Origin of the sequence: Mycobacterium florentinum (assembly GCF_010730355.1) — a bacterium.
In the GTDB taxonomy this organism is placed as follows: Bacteria; Actinomycetota; Actinomycetes; order Mycobacteriales; family Mycobacteriaceae; genus Mycobacterium; species Mycobacterium florentinum.
Map to the genome: position 1 here is coordinate 4,382,480 of NZ_AP022576.1, position 22,212 is coordinate 4,404,691.

Annotated in this window: 22 protein-coding genes and 3 pseudogenes; 9 read left to right on the top strand and 16 right to left on the bottom strand. The window is 65.2% G+C overall.

The features are described from left to right. Positions 1-4: 4 nt before the first annotated feature. Complete coding sequence (locus G6N55_RS20780; RefSeq protein ID WP_085223958.1) at positions 5-1,645, bottom strand: DHA2 family efflux MFS transporter permease subunit; 1,641 nt, start codon at positions 1,643-1,645, stop codon at positions 5-7. 224 nt (positions 1,646-1,869) lie between these two features. Continuing rightward, positions 1,870-3,489: a DHA2 family efflux MFS transporter permease subunit gene (locus G6N55_RS20785; protein ID WP_232078803.1), complete on the bottom strand. Its 1,620-nt coding sequence runs from the start codon at positions 3,487-3,489 to the stop codon at positions 1,870-1,872. A 234-nt stretch (positions 3,490-3,723) separates the two neighbouring features. On the opposite strand from G6N55_RS20785, the gene G6N55_RS20790 reads away from it, so the two are divergent. Together G6N55_RS20790 and G6N55_RS20795 are read left to right on the top strand one after the other, a co-directional pair. Then, on the top strand, positions 3,724-4,428 hold the full coding sequence (locus G6N55_RS20790; RefSeq protein ID WP_085223549.1) for a DUF2334 domain-containing protein: 705 nt from the start codon (positions 3,724-3,726) through the stop codon (positions 4,426-4,428). Positions 4,429-4,477: 49 nt separating this feature from the next. Continuing rightward, positions 4,478-6,145 (top strand): FAD-binding dehydrogenase, encoded by a 1,668-nt coding sequence (locus tag G6N55_RS20795; protein WP_085223551.1) that lies wholly within the window; start codon positions 4,478-4,480, stop codon positions 6,143-6,145. A 112-nt stretch (positions 6,146-6,257) separates the two neighbouring features. Here G6N55_RS20795 and G6N55_RS20800 read toward each other — a convergent pair whose 3' ends face one another. After that, positions 6,258-6,896 (bottom strand): MBL fold metallo-hydrolase, encoded by a 639-nt coding sequence (locus G6N55_RS20800; RefSeq protein WP_085223553.1) that lies wholly within the window; start codon positions 6,894-6,896, stop codon positions 6,258-6,260. A gap of 32 nt (positions 6,897-6,928) precedes the next feature. Here G6N55_RS20800 and G6N55_RS20805 point away from each other — a divergent pair, with 32 nt between their 5' ends. From G6N55_RS20805 to purQ, 3 genes are all read left to right on the top strand, one after another. Continuing rightward, a complete protein-coding gene (locus G6N55_RS20805; RefSeq protein ID WP_085223555.1) occupies positions 6,929-7,606 on the top strand; it encodes an ATPase in 678 nt (225 codons plus the stop codon). A gap of 64 nt (positions 7,607-7,670) precedes the next feature. Beyond that, a complete protein-coding gene (gene purS / locus G6N55_RS20810; protein ID WP_085223557.1) occupies positions 7,671-7,910 on the top strand; it encodes a phosphoribosylformylglycinamidine synthase subunit PurS in 240 nt (79 codons plus the stop codon). Then, positions 7,907-8,581 carry a phosphoribosylformylglycinamidine synthase subunit PurQ gene (gene purQ / locus G6N55_RS20815; RefSeq protein WP_085223559.1) on the top strand — a complete coding sequence of 225 codons (675 nt, stop codon included), beginning with the start codon at positions 7,907-7,909 and terminating at the stop codon, positions 8,579-8,581. Before purS ends, purQ begins: the two co-directional genes overlap by 4 nt. On the opposite strand, the gene G6N55_RS20820 is transcribed toward purQ, so the two are convergent. Then, positions 8,552-9,973 (bottom strand): WS/DGAT/MGAT family O-acyltransferase, encoded by a 1,422-nt coding sequence (locus G6N55_RS20820; protein WP_085223560.1) that lies wholly within the window; start codon positions 9,971-9,973, stop codon positions 8,552-8,554. The genes purQ and G6N55_RS20820 overlap by 30 nt on opposite strands. Before the next feature lie 196 nt (positions 9,974-10,169). Here G6N55_RS20820 and G6N55_RS20825 point away from each other — a divergent pair, with 196 nt between their 5' ends. After that, positions 10,170-11,009, top strand: a complete 840-nt coding sequence (locus tag G6N55_RS20825; protein ID WP_232078804.1) for a mycofactocin-coupled SDR family oxidoreductase — start codon at positions 10,170-10,172, stop codon at positions 11,007-11,009. Here G6N55_RS20825 and G6N55_RS20830 read toward each other — a convergent pair whose 3' ends face one another. Then, positions 11,010-11,816, bottom strand: coding sequence for a lysophospholipid acyltransferase family protein (locus tag G6N55_RS20830; RefSeq protein WP_085223564.1), 807 nt, complete (start codon positions 11,814-11,816; stop codon positions 11,010-11,012). Between the two features lie 136 nt (positions 11,817-11,952). Here G6N55_RS20830 and G6N55_RS20835 point away from each other — a divergent pair. Continuing rightward, positions 11,953-12,675: pseudogene (locus tag G6N55_RS20835) on the top strand (NAD-dependent epimerase/dehydratase family protein). Positions 12,676-12,701: 26 nt separating this feature from the next. Here G6N55_RS20835 and G6N55_RS20840 read toward each other — a convergent pair. The 3 genes and pseudogenes from G6N55_RS20840 to G6N55_RS20850 all read right to left on the bottom strand — a co-directional run bounded on the left by G6N55_RS20840 (position 12,702) and on the right by G6N55_RS20850 (position 14,620). Continuing rightward, positions 12,702-13,166, bottom strand: coding sequence for a hypothetical protein (locus G6N55_RS20840; RefSeq protein WP_085223566.1), 465 nt, complete (start codon positions 13,164-13,166; stop codon positions 12,702-12,704). Positions 13,167-13,315: 149 nt separating this feature from the next. Then, a pseudogene (locus G6N55_RS29935) lies at positions 13,316-13,552 on the bottom strand (cytochrome P450); the annotation flags it as partial. Positions 13,553-13,591: 39 nt separating this feature from the next. Continuing rightward, the gene (locus G6N55_RS20850) at positions 13,592-14,620 is read right to left on the bottom strand and encodes a TIGR03560 family F420-dependent LLM class oxidoreductase (protein WP_085223568.1); all 1,029 of its coding nucleotides are present in this window, start codon (positions 14,618-14,620) and stop codon (positions 13,592-13,594) included. Positions 14,621-14,855: 235 nt separating this feature from the next. Here G6N55_RS20850 and G6N55_RS20855 point away from each other — a divergent pair, with 235 nt between their 5' ends. Together G6N55_RS20855 and G6N55_RS20860 are read left to right on the top strand one after the other, a co-directional pair. After that, on the top strand, positions 14,856-15,116 hold the full coding sequence (locus G6N55_RS20855) for a hypothetical protein (protein ID WP_163667435.1): 261 nt from the start codon (positions 14,856-14,858) through the stop codon (positions 15,114-15,116). A 9-nt stretch (positions 15,117-15,125) separates the two neighbouring features. Continuing rightward, the gene (locus G6N55_RS20860) at positions 15,126-15,524 is read left to right on the top strand and encodes a VOC family protein (RefSeq protein ID WP_085223572.1); all 399 of its coding nucleotides are present in this window, start codon (positions 15,126-15,128) and stop codon (positions 15,522-15,524) included. Here the strand turns inward: G6N55_RS20860 and G6N55_RS20865 are convergent. From G6N55_RS20865 to G6N55_RS20900, 8 genes and pseudogenes are all read right to left on the bottom strand, one after another. Next, positions 15,518-15,985, bottom strand: coding sequence for a cupin domain-containing protein (locus G6N55_RS20865; RefSeq protein ID WP_085223574.1), 468 nt, complete (start codon positions 15,983-15,985; stop codon positions 15,518-15,520). The two genes, G6N55_RS20860 and G6N55_RS20865, sit on opposite strands and share 7 nt — an antisense overlap. Positions 15,986-16,026: 41 nt before the next feature. Then, entirely contained in the window at positions 16,027-17,172 is a 1,146-nt protein-coding gene (locus G6N55_RS20870; protein WP_139826934.1) for a hypothetical protein, read from the bottom strand. A 62-nt stretch (positions 17,173-17,234) separates the two neighbouring features. Then, positions 17,235-18,455 (bottom strand): annotated as a pseudogene (locus tag G6N55_RS20875) (FAD-dependent oxidoreductase). Positions 18,456-18,495: 40 nt separating this feature from the next. Further along, positions 18,496-19,185, bottom strand: a complete 690-nt coding sequence (locus G6N55_RS20880; RefSeq protein ID WP_085223577.1) for a haloacid dehalogenase type II — start codon at positions 19,183-19,185, stop codon at positions 18,496-18,498. Between the two features lie 2 nt (positions 19,186-19,187). Continuing rightward, complete coding sequence (locus G6N55_RS20885; RefSeq protein ID WP_232078806.1) at positions 19,188-19,700, bottom strand: TMEM175 family protein; 513 nt, start codon at positions 19,698-19,700, stop codon at positions 19,188-19,190. Beyond that, positions 19,666-20,094 carry a VOC family protein gene (locus tag G6N55_RS20890; RefSeq protein ID WP_232078807.1) on the bottom strand — a complete coding sequence of 143 codons (429 nt, stop codon included), beginning with the start codon at positions 20,092-20,094 and terminating at the stop codon, positions 19,666-19,668. The genes G6N55_RS20885 and G6N55_RS20890 overlap by 35 nt, the downstream gene beginning before the upstream one ends. A 12-nt stretch (positions 20,095-20,106) precedes the next feature. Continuing rightward, positions 20,107-20,988, bottom strand: a complete 882-nt coding sequence (locus G6N55_RS20895; RefSeq protein ID WP_085223581.1) for a DUF427 domain-containing protein — start codon at positions 20,986-20,988, stop codon at positions 20,107-20,109. A gap of 58 nt (positions 20,989-21,046) precedes the next feature. Next, complete coding sequence (locus G6N55_RS20900; RefSeq protein WP_179968090.1) at positions 21,047-22,090, bottom strand: zinc-binding dehydrogenase; 1,044 nt, start codon at positions 22,088-22,090, stop codon at positions 21,047-21,049. Between the last annotated feature and the right edge of the window lie 122 nt (positions 22,091-22,212).

The following is a 22,212-nucleotide window of genomic DNA, read 5'->3' on the forward strand; positions in this document are numbered from 1 at the left end:
CGGATCAGTTGGCCGGCGCTTCGGCGGGCTCGGGCTCTTCCTCTGGTTCCGGCCGTCTCGTCGGCAGGAATGCCGCCGGGACGATCGTTACTACCAGCATGGCGATGGCCACCACAAACACCGCCGTGTACGCGTGCGAGAGGGCGATCGACACGTTGTTCGCGAACTCGGGGCCCAGGGTGTCCCACGCGGAAGCCGAGGCCTCGACCGGCGTGTTCTGCCCGCTGGCTTGCTGCTGCGTTGAGACCATCTTGTTCGCGGTGATCAGGGCGTCGCTGTGGTTGAACAGCTGAGTCAGCATCACGCCCAGGATCGCGGCCCCAATCGAGCCACTCATCTGCTGGTTGACGGTCACCAGCGTGGTCCCGCGCGCGACCTGGTGCGGGGCCAGCGACTGCAGCACCGCCGCCGACAGCGGCGTCGTGGTGCAGCCGATACCCAGGCCCATGACCGCAAGCCCGATCAGCAGTGTCGGGGTATACGGGGTCTGCGTGGCGACGCCAAAGGTGAAGATGCCCAGGCCGATCGCCATCACCGGGAGGCCGATCAACACGATCTTGCCCGGTCCGTGTTTGTCCATGAATACCCCGGCGAGCGGCATCGTCAACAGGGCGCCGAGGCCGACCGGCACCAAATGCATTCCGGATTGCATCGGGGTTTGGTGCATCGCCAACTGGAAGTAACTCGGGACCAGCAGCCCGATCCCGATGAACGGAGCCCCGAAGACCAGTAGGGCGAGATTCGCGTGTGTGACCACCCGGTTCTGGAAAAGCCTCAGGTCAATGAGCGGGTGGTCGGTGCGAAAGGAGTGGAAGACGAATGCTGCGATCAACACCAGACCGGTGATCGTCGGTGCCCAGACGCGGTAGTCGGTTACCGTGTCGGCCGCCGGGATGAACGACACCCCGGAGAGGAAAAGCGTGACGCCGGGCGGTAGCAGCAGCACGCTGACGACGTCGAGTGCTTCCGACGGGGCCGGGCGATCTTTGGGAAACGTGATCGCCGCCAGGACGATTGCGACCAGCCCGATCGGCAGGTTGATCAGGAAGATCCACTGCCAGCCGTAGGAGCCGACCAGCCAGCCGCCCAGGATCGGCCCGCCGATCGGGCCGAGCAGGATCGGAATCCCGCCGATCGCCATCAGGCGACCCACCCGATGCGGGCCTGCCTCGTGCGTCAGGATCACGAAGCTCAGCGGCATCAGCATGCCGCCTCCGATACCTTGAATTACTCGAAATATAATGAGCGCCAATATATTTGGCGATATCGCGCACAGCAGCGAGCCCAGCATGAACACCAAGACCGAACCCATGAAGAGCCGTTTGGTGCCGAACCTGTCGGCGGCCCACCCGGTCACCGGGATCACGGTGGCAAAGGCCAGCATGTAAGCGGCCACCGTCCAGGAGACGACCGCCTGGCTGGTGTTGAACTCTTTGACGAAGGTGCCTTGTGCGACCGCGACGACGGTGGTGTCCAGAATCGCCATCACGGCGGCCAGCCCGCACACGAAGACGACGCGGAACAGTTTGGCATCGAGTTTGTCGGGATAGTCACGTGCGCCCGCAGCTGCGTGCCCGCTCGAAGCCATGGGCACCGCGAGGTTGGGAGCTGCAGAGCGCGCTCGTTCCACGGCGTCGCTGAGCATGCGACCGAGCATATCGAGACGGTTGCGTGATTTTGTCGCTTTGGCCGTATTCGGGTTCAGTAAGCGGAGGCAAACGGACTGCTATGAGCGCGCCGTCTGTATAGCCGTCATCTTCTAGACGCCTGCGGCCGTGAATTCAATGCGCGGGCAAATCAATGCTCAAGATCATTTCCGCGCCACCGCGCCGCAGATGATAACGGTGCAGTTCAGAGTGGTAATCGAGATTATTCGATTGCTGTTTGGACGGCCGGCTTTTTCGGCAGAAATGACGCCGGGATGATGGTAAATGCCACCAATACCAACGCGACTACGAATACAGATGTATAGGCGTGCGAAAGATCGTGCAGCAGATTTGCAGAAAAGTTCGGGGCAAGTGACTGGTGTGGTATTTGGGACGGATCCACCGGAACGCCGCTGATTGCGGCCTGCTGCTGTAGCGCAGCAAGTTTGTTCGCGGCGGTGATGTCGTCGCTGCGGTTGAACTGGTTGGTCAGGATCATCGCCATCAGCGCGGTTCCCATCGAGCCGCCCACCTGATGGCTGACGCTCATCAGCGTGGTGCCGCGGGCGATCTGATGCGGCGCCAACGCCTGTACCGATGCCACCGAGAGCGGCATCATCGTGCACCCCATTCCCAGGCCCATGATCGTCAGCGCGATCAACAGCGTGGGCGCATACCCGGCGTGCCTGGCCACACCGTAAGCGAACGTGCCCAAGCCGGCGATGATCATCGCGATACCGACCAGCACGTATTTGCCGGGTCCATGTCGATCCACGAGGGGACCGGCTAATCGCATGGTGAGCATGGCACCGAGTCCCTGCGGGATCAGGTGCACTCCCGCTTGCATCGGCGTCTGGTGCAGCACCTGCTGGAAATAACTCGGGAGCAGCAGGCCGGCGCCGAAGAACGCGCCGGCGAACAGCAGCATCGTCACATTGGCCCGGGTGAGAACCGGGTTCTGGAACAGATGCAGATCGATGAGTGGGTGATCCGCGCGGCGCAACGCGTGCACGACGAACGCGGCGATCAAGGCCAGGCCGATGGCCGCGGGTATCAGGACGCGACGATCGGCAACCGTCCCGCAGCGCGGGATCGACGACACCGAGAACAAAAACGTCGCCAGTCCGGGTGAAAGCAGCAGTCCGCCAATGACGTCGAACGTTTCCGACCGAGCGGGGTGATCTCGCGGGAACACGATCCACGCCAGGACGAACGTGGCCAGACCGATCGGCAGGTTGATCAGGAAGATCCACTTCCAACTGGAGGTGTCGATCAGCCAGCCGCCCAGGATCGGGCCGGCGATCGGGGCGAGCAACATGGGAATGCTCAGGATCGACATCAACCGGCCGAGGCGCCCGGGGCCCGCCTCGCGCGTCATGATCATGAATCCCAACGGCATCAGCATGCCGCCGCTGACGCCCTGCACTATCCGAAATATGATGAGCTGCAATATCGTTGACGCCACCGCGCACAGCAGTGAGCCCAGCACGAACGCCACCACCGAGCCCATGAAGAGCCGTTTGGTGCCGAACCGGTCGGCCGCCCAGCCGGTCAGTGGGATGACGGTCGCCAATCCGAGCGTGTAGCCGGTCATCGTCCACGCGACGACGGCCTGGCTCGATTCGAATTCAGCGATGAAGGTGCGTTGCGCGACGGTGACGACGGTGACGTCGAGGATCGCCATGATGGTGGCCAACAGACAAACGCCGGAAATCCGCAGCAGCGGGGGGTCCAGTTTGTCCGGATAAACGCGTTCCTCGGCGCCCTGCAGCCCGGCGGGGGCAAGGGGCAGCGCGGCGTCGCCCGCTGCGGAACGGGCCTTTTCCATGGCGTTGCTTAGCATATCGAACCGTTTTCCGATCCCGCCGCTGGTTCGCGTTTGCTCAATGGCGCGCCGGTATGGCCGTCGCCCCGCAGCGGGCCGGATGCGCGTGAAGGCGATCGGACGAAAAGGCCCAACTCTGTTGCGCGAAAGCCGTATCGGAGCAGAAAGTGACATCTGGCATACGCGTCGATATACGCCTGCAGTCTGCGTGTCCTTCACCATCCCGAAACCTGCGCTCGTCAAACTGCGGTTGTGTCTGGAAAACTGATCGTCTCGGTCTCAGGGATTGGCGAGCGCACCCTGGACGACGTCGAGGCGTTCTGTGCGCAAATGGATTCCCGCAGGGTGCCCGTTTCCTTGCTGGTCGCTCCGCGCCTGTCCGGCGACTACCGGCTTGACCACGACCCGCGCACCGTCGACTGGCTGACCGCCCGCCGCACCGGCGGTGACGCCATCGTGCTGCACGGCTACGACGATGCCGCCACCAAGAAGCGGCGTGGCGAGTTCGCCATCCTGCGGGCACACGAGGCCAACCTGCGGCTGATGGCCGCCGACCGGGTGCTCGAGCACCTCGGACTACGCACCCGGCTCTTTGCCGCACCGGGCTGGACAGTCTCACCGGGCGTCGTTAAGGCGTTGCCGGGCAATGGATTCCGGCTGCTGGCTGACTTGCACGGTATTACCGACCTGGTCCGTCACACCACCGTGCGCACCCGCGTGCTCGGCATCGGCGAGGGATTCCTCACCGAACCGTGGTGGTGCCGCATGGTGGTGCTGTCCTCCGAGCGCATCGCGCGTCGCGGCGGGATCGTGCGGGTGGCCGTCGCCGCCCGTCAGTTGCGCAAGCCGGGCCCGCTGCAGGCGATGCTGGACGCCGTCGATCTCGCTTCGATGCACGGGTGCGAGCCGACGGTGTACCGCTGGCGGCCCGACAAAGCGATCTCCGACGCGGCCTGAATAAGCCGTCTGATTAATCGCTTGGCTTGGGGCACTACCCTGGTCCGACATGAGCGATTCTTCGGCGGCCGGCTTCGCCGCTGACGCGATTGTTGTCGGGGCGGGACTATCAGGTCTGGTGGCCGCTTGCGAGCTGGTGGACCGCGGCTTGCGGGTGCTGATCCTCGACCAGGAGAACAGCGCCAACCTCGGTGGTCAGGCCTTCTGGTCGTTCGGCGGCCTGTTCTTCGTCGACAGCCCCGAGCAGCGCCGGCTGGGCATCCGGGACAGTCACGAGCTCGCGCTGCAGGACTGGTTGGGCACAGCGGCTTTCGATCGCGAAGAAGACTACTGGCCACGGCAATGGGCGCACGCCTACGTGGATTTCGCGGCCGGGGAGAAGCGCAGCTGGCTGCGCGAGCGCGGTCTGAAAATCTTTCCGCTGGTGGGCTGGGCCGAGCGCGGTGGGTACAACGCGCAGGGACACGGCAACTCGGTTCCCCGGTTCCACATCACCTGGGGCACCGGGCCCGCGCTGGTCGACATCTTCGCCCGTCAGCTGCGGGATCGTTCGGCGGTCCGCTTCGCGCACCGGCACCAGGTCGACGAATTGATCGTCGAGGGCGACGCGGTGACCGGCGTTCGGGGCACGGTACTGGAACCGTCGACCGACGCGCGCGGCCTGCCGTCATCGCGAAAAGCGGTGGGGCAATTTGAATTTCGTGCATCTGCGGTGCTCGTCACCAGCGGTGGGATCGGTGGCAACCACGATCTGGTGCGCAAGAACTGGCCGAAGCGGATGGGCCGCGTGCCCGAGCAGATGCTGAGCGGGGTGCCGGCGCATGTGGACGGCAGGATGATCGACATTTCCCGGCGGGCCGGTGCCCGCGTGATCAACCCCGACCGGATGTGGCACTACACCGAGGGCATCACCAACTACGACCCGATTTGGCCGCTGCACGGGATCCGGATCATCCCCGGCCCCTCGTCGCTGTGGCTGGACGCGGCGGGTAACCGGTTGCCGGTTCCGCTGTATCCCGGGTTCGACACACTGGGCACGCTGGAATACATCACCAAATCCGGGTATGACTACACCTGGTTTATCTTGAACGCCAAGATCATTGAGAAGGAATTCGCTCTGTCTGGGCAGGAGCAGAACCCGGATCTGACCGGGCAGAGCGTGCGCCAATTGGTCCGTAACCGGGCCAGCTCCGGGCCGCCCGGGCCGGTCCAGGCGTTCATCGATCGGGGTGTCGACTTCGTCAGCGCAGATTCGTTGGGCGAGTTGGTAACCGCGATGAACAAGCTGCCCAATGTGGCGCCGTTGGACTACGCGACGGTGCAGGCCGAGGTGACGGCCCGCGATCGCGAGGTCGTCAATAAGTTCACCAAAGACGGTCAGATCACCGCGATCCGCGCTGCCCGCGGATATCTGGGCGACCGGCTGGGCCGGGTGGTGGCGCCGCACCGGTTGACCGATCCGAAGGCCGGCCCGATGATCGCGGTCAAGCTCCACATCGTGACGCGAAAGACGTTGGGCGGCATCGAGACCGACTTGGGCGGGCGAGTTCTCACCGACGGCGGCATCCCGCTGACCGGACTGTATGCGGCCGGCGAGGTGGCCGGATTCGGGGGTGGCGGCGTGCACGGTTACCGCGCCCTGGAGGGCACGTTCCTGGGCGGCTGCATCTTCAGCGGGCGAGCCGCCGGCCGCGGCGCCGCCGACGACATCAGCTGACGGCTGACAAGCCGAGCAGTCCCCCGCAAGCGGGAGGTACCCCCAGCGGAATTGCGCGATTTCGGCTCAAACCGCACGACTCTGCGTCTGCTCGCGCAGGGGAAGCCGACCGCTAGAAGGTGACTGAGCTTTCTTCGGGCAGCACCTGAAAGTCGGTGTCGGTCATCTCGGTGAACCGGCCGTAGTAGATACCCCTGGCATCGGGGGCGACGATGCCCTGGTGGATGGGCACCGCGCGCGTCGGGGACACCGCCCGCAGGTAATCGATGGCCTCGGAGATCTTCATCCACGGGGCGGCCGCCGGAGCGGCCAACACGTCTACCGGCTCGTCGGGCACGAACAACGCGTCACCGGGATGCATCAACCGGGCGCGGTGGTCGCCGTCGCCCACCAGATACGAAAGGTTCTCTATCACAGGGATTTCCGGGTGAATAACCGCGTGCTTGCCGCCGAGCGCCCGAATCGTCAGTTCACCGACCGTCAGCTCGTCGCCGGCGTGCACCGCCTGGAAGGGCGCGTCGAGCTGCGCCGCGGTTTGCGAATCGGTGTAGAGCGCCGCATTGGGGTTGGCCTCGATCAGCGCCGGCAGCCGCGCCGGGTCGACATGATCCGGGTGCTGGTGGGTGATCAGGATCGCGTCCAGTCCGGTGATTCCCTCGAACCCATGCGCGAAGGTCCCGGGATCAAAGAGCACGCTAGTGTGGTCGAACTCGGCAAGTAGGCAGGAATGCCCGAAATGCGTCAGTTGCATGTTTACGATTGTGCCCTGACGGGGGTGGTCGTGTGCGGGTAGTTTTCGCGACGATACTGGTCGCGGGTGGCTTGGTGGCCGCCCTCATCTTGGTGATCCCAGTGTCCGCCGAACCGGAGACCTGCCCGCCCGTTTGCGACCAGATCCCGGCCACCGCGTGGATGCAGCAGCGCTCCGTGCCGATGAATTCGACCTACAACTGGCCCGCGCTGGCGGGTCTGGCCGCGCAAACGACCGGGGCCGGGGTGGGGCCGCGGTTCCGGTTCGAGGAGCTGTGCGCCGCGCGGCCGCCGGCGCAGGACCCACGCGCCTGGGCGGTCGCGGCCCGCGCGACAGTGGCCCACCCGCCCGACCAATGGCAGCTGAAGGCTCAGATCGTGCACTGGCGCGGCGACACGGCCCACGGCGGAGCGATCGCCTCGTCGGTGTTCGGCAACGCCGTCGCGGTGCTGCGGGCCTGTCAGATGGGGGCGCCATTGCAGTCGCCGTCGATCACCACCGACGAACCGAACCGGATGGCCGCGGTCATCAGCGGCCCGGTGATCATGCACACCTACCTGGTCGCACACGCCGCGAGCAGCACGATCAGCGAGCTGACGCTGTGGTCCACGTCGCCGCCGGACGTGCCTTGGCCCTCGCTTGCCGACAATCAGGTGCTGGACTCGATGACGGCGCCGCTGTGCGACGCCTATATCGCCTCGTGCCCGTGAGCCGCGCCCAGCAACGGCCGCCGGTAGAGTTGGCGCCGACAGCGACTCGTCAGGAGGAACGCCGGTGGCGCGGGTGATCGTTCATGTGATGCCCAAAGCGGAGATTCTCGACCCGCAGGGTCAGGCGATTGTCGGCGCGCTCGGCCGACTCGGACATCCCGGGATCTCAGATGTCCGTCAGGGCAAAAGGTTTGAGCTCGAAGTCGACGATACCGTCGACGATTCCGCGCTCGCCGAGATTGCCGAATCACTATTGGCCAACACCGTGATCGAGGACTGGACGATCAGCCGGGAAGTGCTGTGACGGCACGGATCGGCGTCATCACCTTTCCCGGGACGCTGGACGACGTGGACGCCGCCCGCGCGGTGCGCCGCGTCGGTGCGGAGGCGGTCAGCCTGTGGCACGGCGATGCCGACCTCAAGGCGGTCGACGCGGTCGTGGTACCCGGCGGGTTCTCCTACGGCGACTATCTGCGGTGCGGTGCGATCGCCCGCTTCGCCCCGGTGATGTCCGAAGTGGTCCACGCGGCGGGCCGCGGCATGCCGGTGTTGGGGATTTGCAACGGTTTTCAGGTGCTGTGCGAGACCAGGCTGCTGCCCGGGGTGCTGACCCGCAACGCCGGTCTGCATTTCATCTGCCGCGACGTGTGGCTTCGGGTGGCATCGAACTCGACGGCGTGGACGTCGCGCTTCGAGCCCGACGCCGACCTGCTGGTGCCGCTGAAATCGGGCGAGGGTCGCTACGTGGCGCCGGAGAACGTGCTCGACGAACTCGAGGGTGAGGGCCGCGTGGTGTTTCGCTACCACGACAACATCAACGGCTCGATGCGTGGCATCGCCGGCATCAGCTCGGCCAACGGCCGCGTCGTCGGGCTGATGCCACACCCAGAACATGCCATCGAAGCGTTGACGGGCCCGTCCGACGACGGGCTGGGTCTGTTTTATTCAGCACTCGACGCCGTGCTCGCCGCCTGAGGCTGGCTGCGCGGGAATACGTGCGGCACTGCGTAATTCGGCGAAGGACTTGATCATCGCGTCGGTCGCCTCGTGCGGGTCTTTGAACGTCTGGTCGTCGGTGAGCACCGCGATCCCGAGCCCGTCGACGTAGCTCCACACGGTGATATTGACCGGTGCGCCCGGCGAGAGCACGCCGGTGGAGTAGATCTCGGTGACGGCGGCGCCGCCGAAATGCCCACGCTCACGGGGCCCCACCACGCTGGAGACCGCCACGTTCATCAGCTTGTTGGGCACGTCGCGGCGGCCGAGCCACCCGAACGCGGCCGGGGCGAACGCCGTCGGCAGGTAGGCCATCAGCCGCCCGTAGAGCTCCGGGCCCATGATCTCGTGGTCTTCCTTGGCGATCCGGGTCGCCAGCGAGACGAGCCGCGCCCGTTCGCCGGGGTCGGCGACGTGGACCGGCAGCGAAATCATCAGACCGCTGATTTCGTTTCCGCAGATGCGGTCCGACTTGTCGGTGGCGGTGGGCACCGAAGCGATGATCGGTTGTTGGGCTTGGCCGTCGTAGTTCAACAGCAGCGTGCGCAACCCGCCGGTGGCGATGGCCAGCACCATGTCGTTGACGGTGATGCCCAACGCCTTGGCAGTCGCCTTGACCTCGGCCAGGGGCAGCGTCGCGCTGGAAAACCGCCGCTGCGGGGACACCACGTGGTTCAGGAAGGTCGATGGTGCGGCGAAGGCGTTGGCCAGATCCGGGTGATCCCCACGCTCTTTGGACCGGCGTCGTACCCGGCTCAAACCCAGCGCGGCGTCTTTGATCAGCCCGGGCAGCTCGGCGATTTGCCGGACATGGTCCCTAGCGGCCGCGCGCAGCAGTTCGCCCTTCGTCGCGGTGCTGCCCGCCTCGTCGTTGTCGCGCTCGTCGGCCACCGCACCCTTGAGGTCCATCGCGCGTGCGAGCAGGTTGACCGAGGCAACGCCGTCGGCCAGTGCGTGGTGCACCTTGCCGATCAACGCGAATCGACCGTCGGCAAGCCCCTCGGCGAAATGAAACTCCCATAGCGGGCGGCTGCGATCCAGCGGGGTGGACGCCACCCTTCCGATGACCTCGTCCAGTTCGCACCGGCCGCCCGGGGCGGGCACCTGCACACGTCGCAGGTGGTAATCCAGGTCGACCTCGCAGTTCTCCTGCCACATCGGGTGATGGAGTTGCCCGGGAATGTCGACGAGCTGGTAGCGCAACGGTCCCAGCAGGTGCAGCCGGCGGCGCACGTGCAGCCGGAAGGCCTCGAAGTCGAACTCGCCGTCGAAGTCGGACGGGTCGAGGATCGCAACTTTCAGGGTGTGCGTGTGCAGGTTCGGCGTCTCGCTGTAGAGCAGCATGGCGTCCGTACCGTTGAGTCTTTTCACACGCCACCTCGCCGTGTTGCCGCGACCCGAAAGCGACTATGCCGTAGTGCTTCCGGGTTTGCTATGGGCCGTCGCCTGCCGATTCCTGTCGGTGGGAGACGGCGCCTCTGTTGTGCGAGGAGACACGTCATTGTCGGGACCCGGCCGCAGGCGGACCATCGGGCTGGAGGTTCTCGGCGATGTGGGGGGGAAGGCAGTGATCCAAGGAGGTACCAGTCTTGAGGGCCGAGTCGCGCTCGTGACCGGCGCTGCTCGCGGGCAGGGACGTGCGCACGCCATCCGGCTTGCCGACGAGGGCGCCGACATTGTCGCGGTCGACGTGTGCGCCCCCATTTCCGACACCATCCGGTACCCGGCCGCTACCTCCGACGAGTTGGTGGAAACGGCACGGGCAGTGGAGGATTCGGGACGCAAAGCGCTGTTTCGGGAAATCGATATCCGCAATCTGGCGGATCTGCAGCAGTTGGTGGCCGCCGCCGTCGATCAGTTCGGCAGGCTTGATGTCGTCGTCGCCAATGCGGGGGTGTTGAGTTTCGGCCGGTTGTGGGAGATGTCCGAAGAACACTGGGACACGGTCATCGACGTCAATCTGAGTGGCACGTGGCGCACCCTGCGTGCCACGGTGCCGGCGATGATCAACCTCGGTAACGGTGGATCGATCATCGTCGTCAGCTCGACTACCGGGCTGAAGGCCACACCTGGCAACGGCCACTATTCAGCCTCCAAACATGGTTTGGTCGGGCTCACGAACGCCTTGGCGGTGGAATTGGGTGAGTACGGCATCCGGGTCAATTCCGTCCACCCGTACGCGGTGAGCACGCCGATGGGAAGCTCGGTGGACATGCTGACGTTTCTCAGCGAGCACCCTGCTTACCTGCATAGCCTGTCCCCCATGCCGTTTCGCGCGATTGGCGCTCCCGAAGAATTCATGACGCCCGAGGACATCGCAGATGTCGTCGCCTGGCTTGCCGGAGACGGCTCCGCGAACATGTCGGGCAGCCAGGTCGTGGTGGATCGCGGGCATCTGAAGCATTAGCTAGCCCAGGATGGGGAACCGGCGCTGGGCGGCCAGCCGCTTGAGTGCGGCCTCCATCACCGAACGCACGTGCGCGTCGACCTCGTCGATGTCGGGGTCCTTGCCGAACTGGGCAATGATGTCGATCGGCTCCAGCACCTCGGTGACGATCTTGGACGGCAGCGGCAGGTTCGGCGGGAAGATGACGCTGAGCCCGAATGGGAAGCCGAAACTGATCGGCAGAATGTCCATGCGGGCCTTGGTGAGTCCCAGCTTGCGGGCCAGCCAGTTGCCGCGGGTCAGGAACAGCTGGGTCTCTTGGGCGCCGATCGAGACGGTGGGCACGATCGGCACTCCGGCTTCGATGGCGGTCCGCACGTAGCCGGTGCGTCCGTTGAAGTCGATGGTGTTCGCGCTCGACGTGGGTCGGTAGGAGTCGTAGTCACCGCCCGGGAAGACCAGCACGACTGCGCCCGAATGCAGTGCGGTGGCGGCGTTTTCGCGACTGGCTTCGATTACCCCGGCCCGACGCAGCCAGCCGTCCAGCGGTCCCAGGAATACGCCGTAGTGCGCCAGGGTGTACACCGGCCGGTCGTAGCCGAATTTGTCGTAGAAGGCCGACGAGAAGATCAGCACGTCGGGCGTGGAGATGCCGCCGGAGTGGTTGGACACCACCAGCGCCCCACCCGCTGGCGGAACGTTGTCCAGGTTTCGCACCTCGGACCGAAACCAGCGATTGATCACCGGGCCGACCGTGTTCTTCACCTGTTCGGTGAACGCCGGATCCCATTTGGCGGTTTCGTGCTTCTCGACCTGAGCGTCGCTCATCGCGATTCCCCCGCGGTTGTGTTGGTTGCCAGCGCGAGGCCGTTCCCCCAGGGCGCACCGCGTGTGACATAGGGTACTCTCTGTTTGGGAGAATGTCATATCCGTTTGCTGTGGGCTACCACGCATCGGGGGGGAAATAACCGAAATTGTTCTGGTCACTGGTGGTTTCGGGTTGGTCGGCTCGCAGACCGTGCGCCAGTTGGTTGCCGATGGCCACCGTGTCGTCGCGACCGATCTCGGCACATCCGCCCAGTGCAAGGCGGCCCGGTCGTTGCCCGACGGGGCCACGGCGCGTTGGGCGGATCTGACCGACCCGGCCGAGGTGGTGAGCGTCGATCTGGGCGCCATGCCGCTGAGCCTGGACGCGCCGTTCCTGGAAAGCGCCTTGCCGACCGACGGGCGCATCCACACCGTCGACGTCCGCGATGTCGCGTTGCGTTCTCGGCCGCGACGACCGCGGACGTGATCGGCGAGACCCTGCTGATCGGGGGCGACGAGTCGCATCTGTTGCGGCGGTCGGACGTCGGCAAAACGCTGGCGGCGACCAGGGGTCTGGTCAACATTCTGCCCGCGGGCCGTCCGGGTGACCCCGACGGCGACGACGACTGGTACGTGGCGGACTGGATGGATACCGCCCGCGCACAACAGGCCTTGCGCTTCCAGCGCCATCCCTGGCCGGACATGCTGGCGGAGATGCGCGGCGGCAGGCTGGCAACGCTATCCGATGCGGCTGGTCTCCCCGATCGCGCGCCAATTCCTCAAACGCCGTGGCGCCTATCGGAAATCACCGTCGGGCTATGCGGACCCATGGGGCGCGATCCGCGCCGAGTTCGGCGAACCGCGCCCCGACACCGTCTGACGCGCGAGGATCCCGTGAGGCGCGGCTCAGCCGGCGTCCAGCACCAACGGCTCGGCGGGGCACTCGGCAACCGAGTCCAGATCGGCGAAGAACTCGATCGCGGCCGCGATGCTGTGGTCGATGTAGGTGGCAAAGTCGTCGAAGGCGACGGGCTCGCGGATCTTTCGCGAGCTGCGCGCGACGACACCGACCCGCTGCGGGTCGGAGGATCCGCGGACGGTGACCAGGACGTCGCGGCTGCGGCTGTTCCACGAGTCGGCCAGCTCCGCCAGTTCGGCACCGTCGGCTGCCGGGAAGAAGCAGCCGGGGGTGACTTGAATCGTGAATTCGTCGCGGTGCCAACGGGAGATCCCGAGGTGGACATGGAGCCGCCGCGGGCGGGTGTTGGCGACGTAGAAGAATTCACCGTCGTGCTGGCCGCGGAAGTAGCGGCTGCCGCGGGTGCACAGGTAGCGTTCGATCAGGTCTGCGGACAACGCGTAAGTCGTCATGAATACATGGTGCGGCCTGCGGCTTTACGGATCCTTTGAGTCGGGCGATGTGTCGGCAAAGAATCTGTTGAGAATTTGCTGAGTTTGTAACGATACAGTCACGTTAAGTCACTGTACCGCAACGGAATACGGCTAAATAGGTTGCGAGATCAGGGTAATACGCGCACCGGAACGTTCGACCAGCCGGCGACGTTGCGCGTGCTCACTCGTTTGCAGTCGTCCCAGAGGACTTCGTAACGGGGCATCAGGTCCAGCAGTTTGTTCAGCGCGATGGCGCTTTCCAGGCGGGCCAGCGCCGCCCCCAGGCGGCTGTGTACGCCGTACCCGAAGCCGAGGTTCTGCGCCTCGCTGCGATCGCGGTCGATATCGAATTTGTCGGCGTCGGTGCCCGGTCAAGGCCCTGAGGCGGGCGCGTTTGGAAGGCGTTATGCCGCGGCGCGTTTGAGCGACGGAATAACGTCGGAACCAATGACGTGGAGATATTCGGATTCGGCGACGTGCGGAATCGTGAAGAGGAAATGATCGATGCCGCAGTCCTGGTATTCCCGGATGCGTTCCACGCACTTTTCGGGGGGCCCGATGATCAGCCCGGCCTCCGGAATGGACACGAATTCCGCCCGGACTCGCGCCTCCTCCTCGCTGGAATGGGTGGGTGCGAGCAGGGCCGTCACCGACAATCGCAGGGCCTCCGGATCGCGCCCGGCGGATTCACACGCCCGGGCAAGAAATGCTCGACGCTCGCTCACTTGCCGCGGCGCCCACCACCGTACGTTGAGGCCCTGAGCGGATCTGGCGGCGATGCGGTGCACTCGGTCGCCCTCTCCGCCGATCCACAACGGTGGATGCGGCTGCTGGACAGGCGGCGGATCGCAGATGGCGCCGTCCAACGTATAGAACTCGCCGGCATAGGTCGGGTTCGGTTCCGTCCACACCGCTCTGATCACCTGGAGGGACTCGTCCAGCGCGGACACGCGGTCGCGCACCGGCGGAAACGGGATCCCATACGCCTGGAACTCGCGCTGAAACCACCCGGCGCCCAAACCCAAGTCGAGGCGCCCCTCGGAAATGACGTCCAGCGTGGCGGCCATCTTCGCCAGCACCGACGGATGACGGTAGGAATTGCACAGCACGCTCGTGCCCAGGCGCAGCCGGGTGGTGTCGCGGGCCAGCGCGCTCAGCGCCGTCCAGCACTCCAGCAGCGGCATCGACCTGGCGCGCGCGCCCGCGCTCGCCTCGCCGGTGTCGGCCGCTATGCCCGCGTCCTTGACGTAGTCATCGGGGCTCACGGTGAGGAAGTGGTCGCACAACCACACCGAATCAAATCCGTATTCCTCCGCGGTCCGGGCGACCGCGGCCATATCGGGATATCGGCTCACCGCCAGACCCTCGACCGTCAACGCCAATATGAGCCCCACGTGGGGGTCGCTGGGTGCGGGGGCAGTGTTCACGTGGATCTCGCCTTCTCGATTTTGACGCCGCCCGGACCAGGTCGATCCGCACAGTCAGTAAATCAGTGCCAATGCACGCTCGGGTCGTCGTCTGGCGGCAGCGACGCCGGTCCGTGTGCCAGCGGCCCCGCACGCGAACGCGAACCCTGTTGTCGGCCTTGATGTTGCGAACGTAGGTGGGAAAAGCCGGCCCGGCGGCGCTTGCGGTCCTGGGTGGGGCTGTTTTGTCATCATGAATACCGTGCGCTCGATTAGGGATCTGCCTGAGCACATCCACTGGTGGGGGTGCTGCGCGAAGCCCTGGGCGTCGGCGCCACAATGGAACGGCTCCTGCGGGCAGATCACTTCCCGCGATGGGCACGACATCGTTGTCGACCAAGCATTCGGGTTGGTCTGGTATCGCATGATCTTCGCGCACCAGACGTTCGACGAGTGCGCTGCCGACGAGGTCGCGGCCGCGTTCGAGACACAACTTGTGTCGCTACTCGACGCACCAAGCTAGGAGGAGAAGATGGGGTTCGCCGTGCAGCGATTCGACCATATTGTGGTCAATTGCAACGATATTGAGGCCACCGCGGCGTGGTACGAGCGTGTCCTCGGCATGAAGCGCGAGACGTTCGGACCGTCCAACCGAACGGCGCTGTGCTTCGGGAATCAGAAGATCAACCTGCGGCCCGTCGGCGCGCTCGCCGACGATCCCGAGTGGGTCACCGGGATCGCCGAAGCGGCGGGCTCTGAAGACCTGTGCTTCATCACCGAATCCAGTCCTGACGAGGTGTGTGCCCACCTGCAGGCGTGCGGCGTCGAGATCACCGCGGGGCCGGTGACCAAGACCGGCGCGCTGGGGCCGATGACCTCGCACTACTGTCGCGACGTCGACGGCAATCTCGTCGAAATCGCGGTCTACTGACCGCTTTCGAGCGGATGCAGCGCGGGCAGGTTGACCACGATGGCCTCCTGGCTGCTGCGCGCGATCACGACCTCCGCGATGGTGTTCGGGTCGGGGTTCTCTTCCCGGTGCGGCAGAAACGGCGGGATGAACACGTAGTCGCCGGGTGCGGCCGTGATGCGCACCTCGTCGACGCCGTCGTGAAAGACGAACTCCGGGTTGCCGCTTCGCACATAGATCGCGGTCTCCGACTCACCGTGGTGATGGTTGGACGAGACGGTCGCGGGTAATGCGTGCGTCTCACCCATCCACAGCTTTTCGGCGCCGACCGACTTGCCGCTCAGTGCGGCAAATCGCCGCAATCCTTCCGATTGCGCGGTATCGGAACTGATGTCCGACGCCTTGACGTGGTGCACCCGGCCCCGCGACACCTGCTGCTTGGTGTCCTCGAAGTCTGGGTGAAATCCATCTGTGGTTGCCATGGCCCCGATTGTCCCGGTTTTCGGCTCGGCGTGCCGCCAGGTCAGTTATGTAAGAGCATCGCCGCGTATTTGCGCAGGTCGTCGTCCGGTACCTCGGTGAAGCCCCCGTAGTCCTGGTAGAGCTCGATGCTGGTCGCGCCCATCTCGACGCCGTAGCCGATGACGGCACCCAGATCCGGCGGCGCGGCCCCGCCCGTCTGAAACTCCACCTCGGCGCCGCTGCGTTTCATCGCCGTGTAGATCGTCTGCAGGTCCTTGTTGACCTTCGTCGGCACATCGAGATCGTGGTTGTCGAACACGCAACGGTCACCCGCGCGCTTTCGGCAGTCCGCCATCCACGCCAGCGTGAAATCGACATCGTGCACCGGCTTGCCGCTGTCGGTGGCCTTGAACGGATTGAGCGGCGTCTCGAAACGCGTCGTCTTCCAGGGCGCGTAATCGTCGACGATCCTGTTGAGGCAGGCCTTGTAGTTCGCGTCGGTCATTCCGGCCTTCCGCAGTGGATCCACCGCGGCTGGGCGGGTGTCGATGGAGAACGGCTCCGCGGTGAACATCATGCACGAGGTCACCGCGACCTCGTGGACCAGCGGATCGCCGTCGTACTTGGCGGCGAGGAGTTCCTGCAGATGTGCCCAGCGCAGGTGATACCTGTCGTCCCAGACGTGACCCAGGGTGCGGTTCTTCTGAACTCCCCGGAAATTGGTGTGCACCACGGGGACCTTGCCGCCGCTGTCCTCCATCACCCAGTCGGGCGCCCAGAATCCGCCCCACACCCGGATCTTCACGGCCAGCGGCGCATTCGGGTTGTCCTGGTTGTACTTTCGCACGTTGGCCAGACCCTGGTCGATCTCGTTGTTGTCGGCGAGGCCGGACGTAGCGGTCGGCTCGAGCGAGCGCCACGACGCCAGGATGACGATGCCCTGCAGCAGGCCGCTCTTTTGCCGCACGGTCTCGAGCGAGTTGTCGGGCTCGCCCAGCGCGGGCGCGAACCTATAAGCGCCCATCGAGATCAGGCCGCGCAACGGTTCTTTGACCGTATCGGCGGCTAACCGCACCGAATTCCACTGGGAGAGCGGGTGATCGGATGGCCAGACGATCAGGATGAGCGCGCACAGAGCCACGACCGAGCGCGCCCACATGCACCCGGCGCAGGCCCGTTCAAGCGGGAGGGGAGTGCGGCCCCGCACGCGTCGAAGAGTAGCCGAGTCGCCGGCTGCTACGCCTCACGTGTTCTGCCGTGTCGCCGAAATCAGGATGAAATCCGTCCGAGGTCGCCGTGTGTGCTCGTTTTCGATTGAACGGGTGAGTCTCGGTAAGCCTCAAGAAGTTTCAGCCAAAGCTCGCTGATGGTCGGGAAGCACGGGACGGCATGCCACAACCGCTCGATCCGAACCTGGCCGGCGACGGCGATGGTAGCGGCGTGCAGCAGTTCGGTGGCGCCCGGTCCGACCAGGGTCAGTCCCAGAAGACAACGCTGGTTGCGCCCTTGGTACTTGCCCTGGTGAGTCAACAGAGCACGGTGATTCACATCTCCGGCCGCATACAGCCACCCGTCCTCGACGGCTTTCACCCGGCACGTGTCGTCGACGTCGAGCCAGCCCCCGGGGTCAGTCCCACCGTGTCCAGGCCGATGTCGTCAGTGAGTGGTGCGCGGCCCGTTGCGAAAAGTATTTCGTCGGTCTGGAATTCGCCGCCGTCGTCCAGTTGGACGGTCACCGGCCCGTTCGGGTCCGGTCGGCGAAGCGCCTGCGCCGAGACGCCCATGCGCACGTCGATTCCCGCGTCGCTGAGCCCGCGGCCGATGAGTTCGCCCACAAAGGGCTCCACCCGCGGCAGCAACCCGGAACCCCGGGCCAGCAGAGTCACCGCCGAACCCAGGCCCTGCCAGGCGGTGGCCATTTCGACGCCGACACCGCCGGCGCCCACGACTGCAAGCCGGCCCGGAACATAGCTGCTATCGGTCGCCTGGCGGTTGGTCCATGGCCGGGCTTCGACCAGACCGGGCACATCCGGCAGCGCGGGCCGGCTCCCGGTGCAGATGACAACCGCATGCCGGGCGCGCAACACCACCTCCTCGCCGGTTGGCGTGGCGACCACGACGCGCCGGGGGCCATCCAACCTGCCGTGCCCGCGTACCAGCGTCGCGCCGGTTCCGGCCACCCAGTCGGCTTGACCGGCGTCGTCCCAGTCGGTCACGTAGCGGTTGCGGCGGCCGAACACGCCTTGCGGGGTCGATCGACCCACTGACCGCCTCACGCGCGCCGTCCACGCGGCGGGCATCGGCCAGGGCAAGTACTGGGCGCAGCAGTGCCTTGCTGGGCACACAGGCCCAATACGAGCACTCGCCCCCGACCAACTCCCGCTCGACCACTGCGACGCGCAGACCCGCCGCCCGGGCGCGCTCCGCGGCATTCTGTCCCACCGAGGCTGCGCCGAGCACCACCACGTCGAAGTCGTTGTTGTATGCCATGGGTCTTGTGCGAATCCTCTCGTGAATTGGCTCGGTGCGCTCAGCTGGGCCCGGCGCCCAGTCGTTCGGCGAGTTGGCGCAGATCGCTCACCACGAGGGTCGGTTGCGGCAGGCCTTCAACCGGCAGAGGTGGATTACCCGGCCGGGTGATGAGAGCGCTACTGAAGCCGACGTTTTGCGCGCCGAGGGTGTCCCACACGTGGGCGGCCACCATCATGCAATCGCCAGGCTGTACGCCGAGCATCTGGCATGCATATCGGTAGACCGATGGTGACGGCTTGAAGGCGCGGCATGCTTCCACACTCAACTGTTGCTCGAAAAAGCCCGCGAGCCCCGCGTGCTCCAGCGGTGTCATCGCTAGGGGGCGGTGTGGTGAGTTCGTGAGCGTGGCCAGCCGAAACCCATTGTCGCGCAGTGTGGTAAGCCCTTCTTCGACATCCGGGTGGGCCGGCATCGTACGCATATGCGACTCCAGGCGATGCAGGTCGCCGTCGGTGATGTCGAGCCCATGGATATCGGCCAGCATGCGTAGGACGCCCTGTCCGAGCGCGAAGAAGTCCACATAGTGGTCGGCCAGAGTGGCCGTCATCGAATACAGGACCAGCTGGCCGAACCATTCTCGGAGCACCCGCTCATCGCCGAACAGCTCGCCGAAAAGTGGTGCGATGGACTCGATGTCGATCAGTGTCTCGTTGACGTCGAAAACAAGGACAGACGGCGTCGCGGCCATGGTCAGTGCTCAGCTTTCTGGGGATCCGGAATGTCGGGCCGTAGATATCCGACCAGGCACAAGCAAATCAACACCATCGCGATGACCGGCCATCTGACCGCGATCACCGCGGCTGCCGCGAAGACAAAGATCGTGATGAATGATCTCATCCGCAACAGCCCGCGGAGACGGTGCGAAACATCTTCGTGGGCAGAGCGATCGACGACTTCTGTACAGAGCGCGATATAGGTGATGTTGACCAGGACGAATATGGACGCATACAAGACCACCGGCGCGTCAGCCAGCCTGCTGTCGGCGATCCATTCGGTGGTGAAAGGAATCAGCGAAACCGAAAAGAGATGCGCGAAATTCGACCACACCAACCGAGGCGTCGCGGTTTCGGCGTAGCCGAACAAGTGATGATGGTTGACCCAGACGATCGCGATGAACAGATAGCTGACCACATAGCTCAGCCCGGTGGGCCACAGCGGTAGCAGAGCGCTAAAGGTATGAGCGCTGGGCGGTCTGAGCTCCAAAACCAAGATCGTGATGAGCACCGCGAATACCGCGTCTGAAAACGCCTGCAATCGCTCCGCACTGACTTTTCGCCCAGCCACCACAACCTCCCGCCCCACCTGGTTGGCGTACCGTGTCGCCGGTGTCTTTGTGGCGAATCTCGCTGACGGCAACACCCCGATCGGCAAGTTCCTGACGGATCTCCGTGATATCCGTGACCACCAAATACAGGCCCCGCAGTGAACCAGGAGGCGCATCGGTCAAGCCCGCGCCGAACTGGATGGACGCGCCGGATCCCTGAGGCGTCAGCTGGATAACCCGGAAATCGGGTGCGGGCGCGTAGTCGACGTCGAGGTCGAAGCCGACCTGGTCGCGGTAGAACTGCAGCGACCGATCCGGATCCGAAACCGGCACAATGACAACCTCTCATCGCGTGCTCCCCGGCGGAGTTCTTCCGAGCACCTCATCGGTGTCCAGCCCGCGGTCCACGCCGTGCGGAACGACGGTCTGGCCGGGCTCGAGGTGCAACTGCCTGCCATCCAGGTAGACATCGATCTTGTCGGGCTCAAACGACACCAGGTTGCTGACCCGCCCAACTTCCGTCCAGGCGTCGACGTATGACCACGCCGCGCGTTTGCGGTCGCCGACGTCATAATAGGAGGCGATCCCCTTGTATGGGCAAAAGGTTTGTCCTTCAACGATTTTGAGTGCTGATTCGTCGATATCCTCGCGGGGCACGTACCAGCGTGCGGCAAACCCGGACTCGTACAGCGCCAATGGGTGCTGCGTTTCCGCTATCACCCGGCCACCGTCGCGGACGACGAGATGTCGTGACGTAGAACGAATGTCGATGCGATGGTAGGCGTCGGCGGCATGCCCGACTATGCGCTCGTCCTCTTCGTAGAAGGCGTCCATCGCGCGCCAGGCGAACGCCAGTCGTCCGTCGAGCACCTCCGCATGCTGCGGCAGCGCGGTGTGCTGCCATGCGCCGTGGTTGGCCTGTCGTTCTCCAACGGCGACGGTGAACCACTGGGTGTCGCCCAGGTCCTGGTGCGGCGTCACCCGGTCCTCGGCGGTCAGAACCCCCTCTTCGATGTCCCCTGTTGGAAAATACGCCACCGGATAGCGTCCCGGCTCGTGCAGCAACACCACGTCTTCGCTGTCCGCGATCCACCGGTCGGCGAAGCGCACCCGCATCCGGCGGCGCAACGGTTCGGCGAACAGCAGCCGCGCCGGCAGCGTCTGCTCGGTGAGGAAGTGGCCGACCGACCCGGTCGCCAGCGGACCTTGTTGCCATGCCAAACCCATCGCTATGCCCCCTCCTGCGTCGAAAACGATTGACAGGCCGTGCTTTTACCGGCGGACGTCAGTCCACCACCACGACGATCTTGCCGCCTGCTTCTCCGGATTCCGCCACTCGGTGAGCCTCGCGAATCTCGTCGAACGAGAAGACACGCGCGGGCTTGGCGTCGAGCTTGCCGTCGGCCACCTCCTGTGCGATGTCGCTCAGCGGTATGTCGGACACCTCGAAGCCCGGGTTCCCGAAGACCGGACTGGCGAAGAAGCTAAAGTTCACGCCGCTGGGCATACGCGCCAACGGGTTGAAATCCCCGATGGGGGCAAGGCCGCCCAGCCAGCCCGCGAGGCAGGCCGTGCCGTCACGGCGCAGCATGTCCAGGGAGTCGAGGATGGTGCTGTTGCCGACGAGGTCGAGCACCGCGTCGATCCGCTTGGCTTCGGCGATGTGCGCCGCAAGGTCTGGCCGTTCCACCTCGACACGAGCGGCGCCGAGCTGCGCTAGCAAAGGAAAACGCTTCTCGCTGCGCGCGGTGGCGATGACGTTGGCTCCCGTGATGACCGCCATCTTCAGCGCGGCCTGGCCCAACGCCGACGTCGCACCGCGGATCACCAGCGTCTGTCCCGCGGTCAGCTTGAGATTGCGGAACAGGCAAGTCCACGACGTCGCATACGATTCCGGCAACGCCGCCAGTTGGGACCACGGTAGATCGGATTCCATGAGGGCGACGTTGGCCGCGCGTACCCGCGTGTATTCCGCGTAGCTGCCGTTGATCGTTCGGCCCAGACCGCCCATCAGGGCGGCGACCTTGGCGCCGACCGGGAACTCGCCGCCCGGGCACGAGTCGACGATGCCGACGCATTCGATGCCGCTGACCTCCGCGGCTTCGGCCCACTCGCCGCGGCGCATGTGTATCTCGGCGTGGTTGATGCCGAAGCCCTTGACCTCGATGACCACTTCCCCGGCTTTGGGCAGCGGCTTGGGGATCTCGGTGTGCACCAGCCGGTCGAGGCCCCCGAACCCCGTCAGGATGATCGCCCGCATCGTGTCGCCGCCGGGTTGCTCGCGTACCACGGCCGGGGCGGTTGGCAGTGCGCTGACGCTACTAGTCATGGCGATGACCTGCCTCTTTCCCAATCGTCAGCCAGACTTTGAATATCGACGCACCCGATAATATTGGGCCGTTCGACCCATTATTATGGGCTGATCAGCCCAAAATTGTCCAGCCTGAGCGA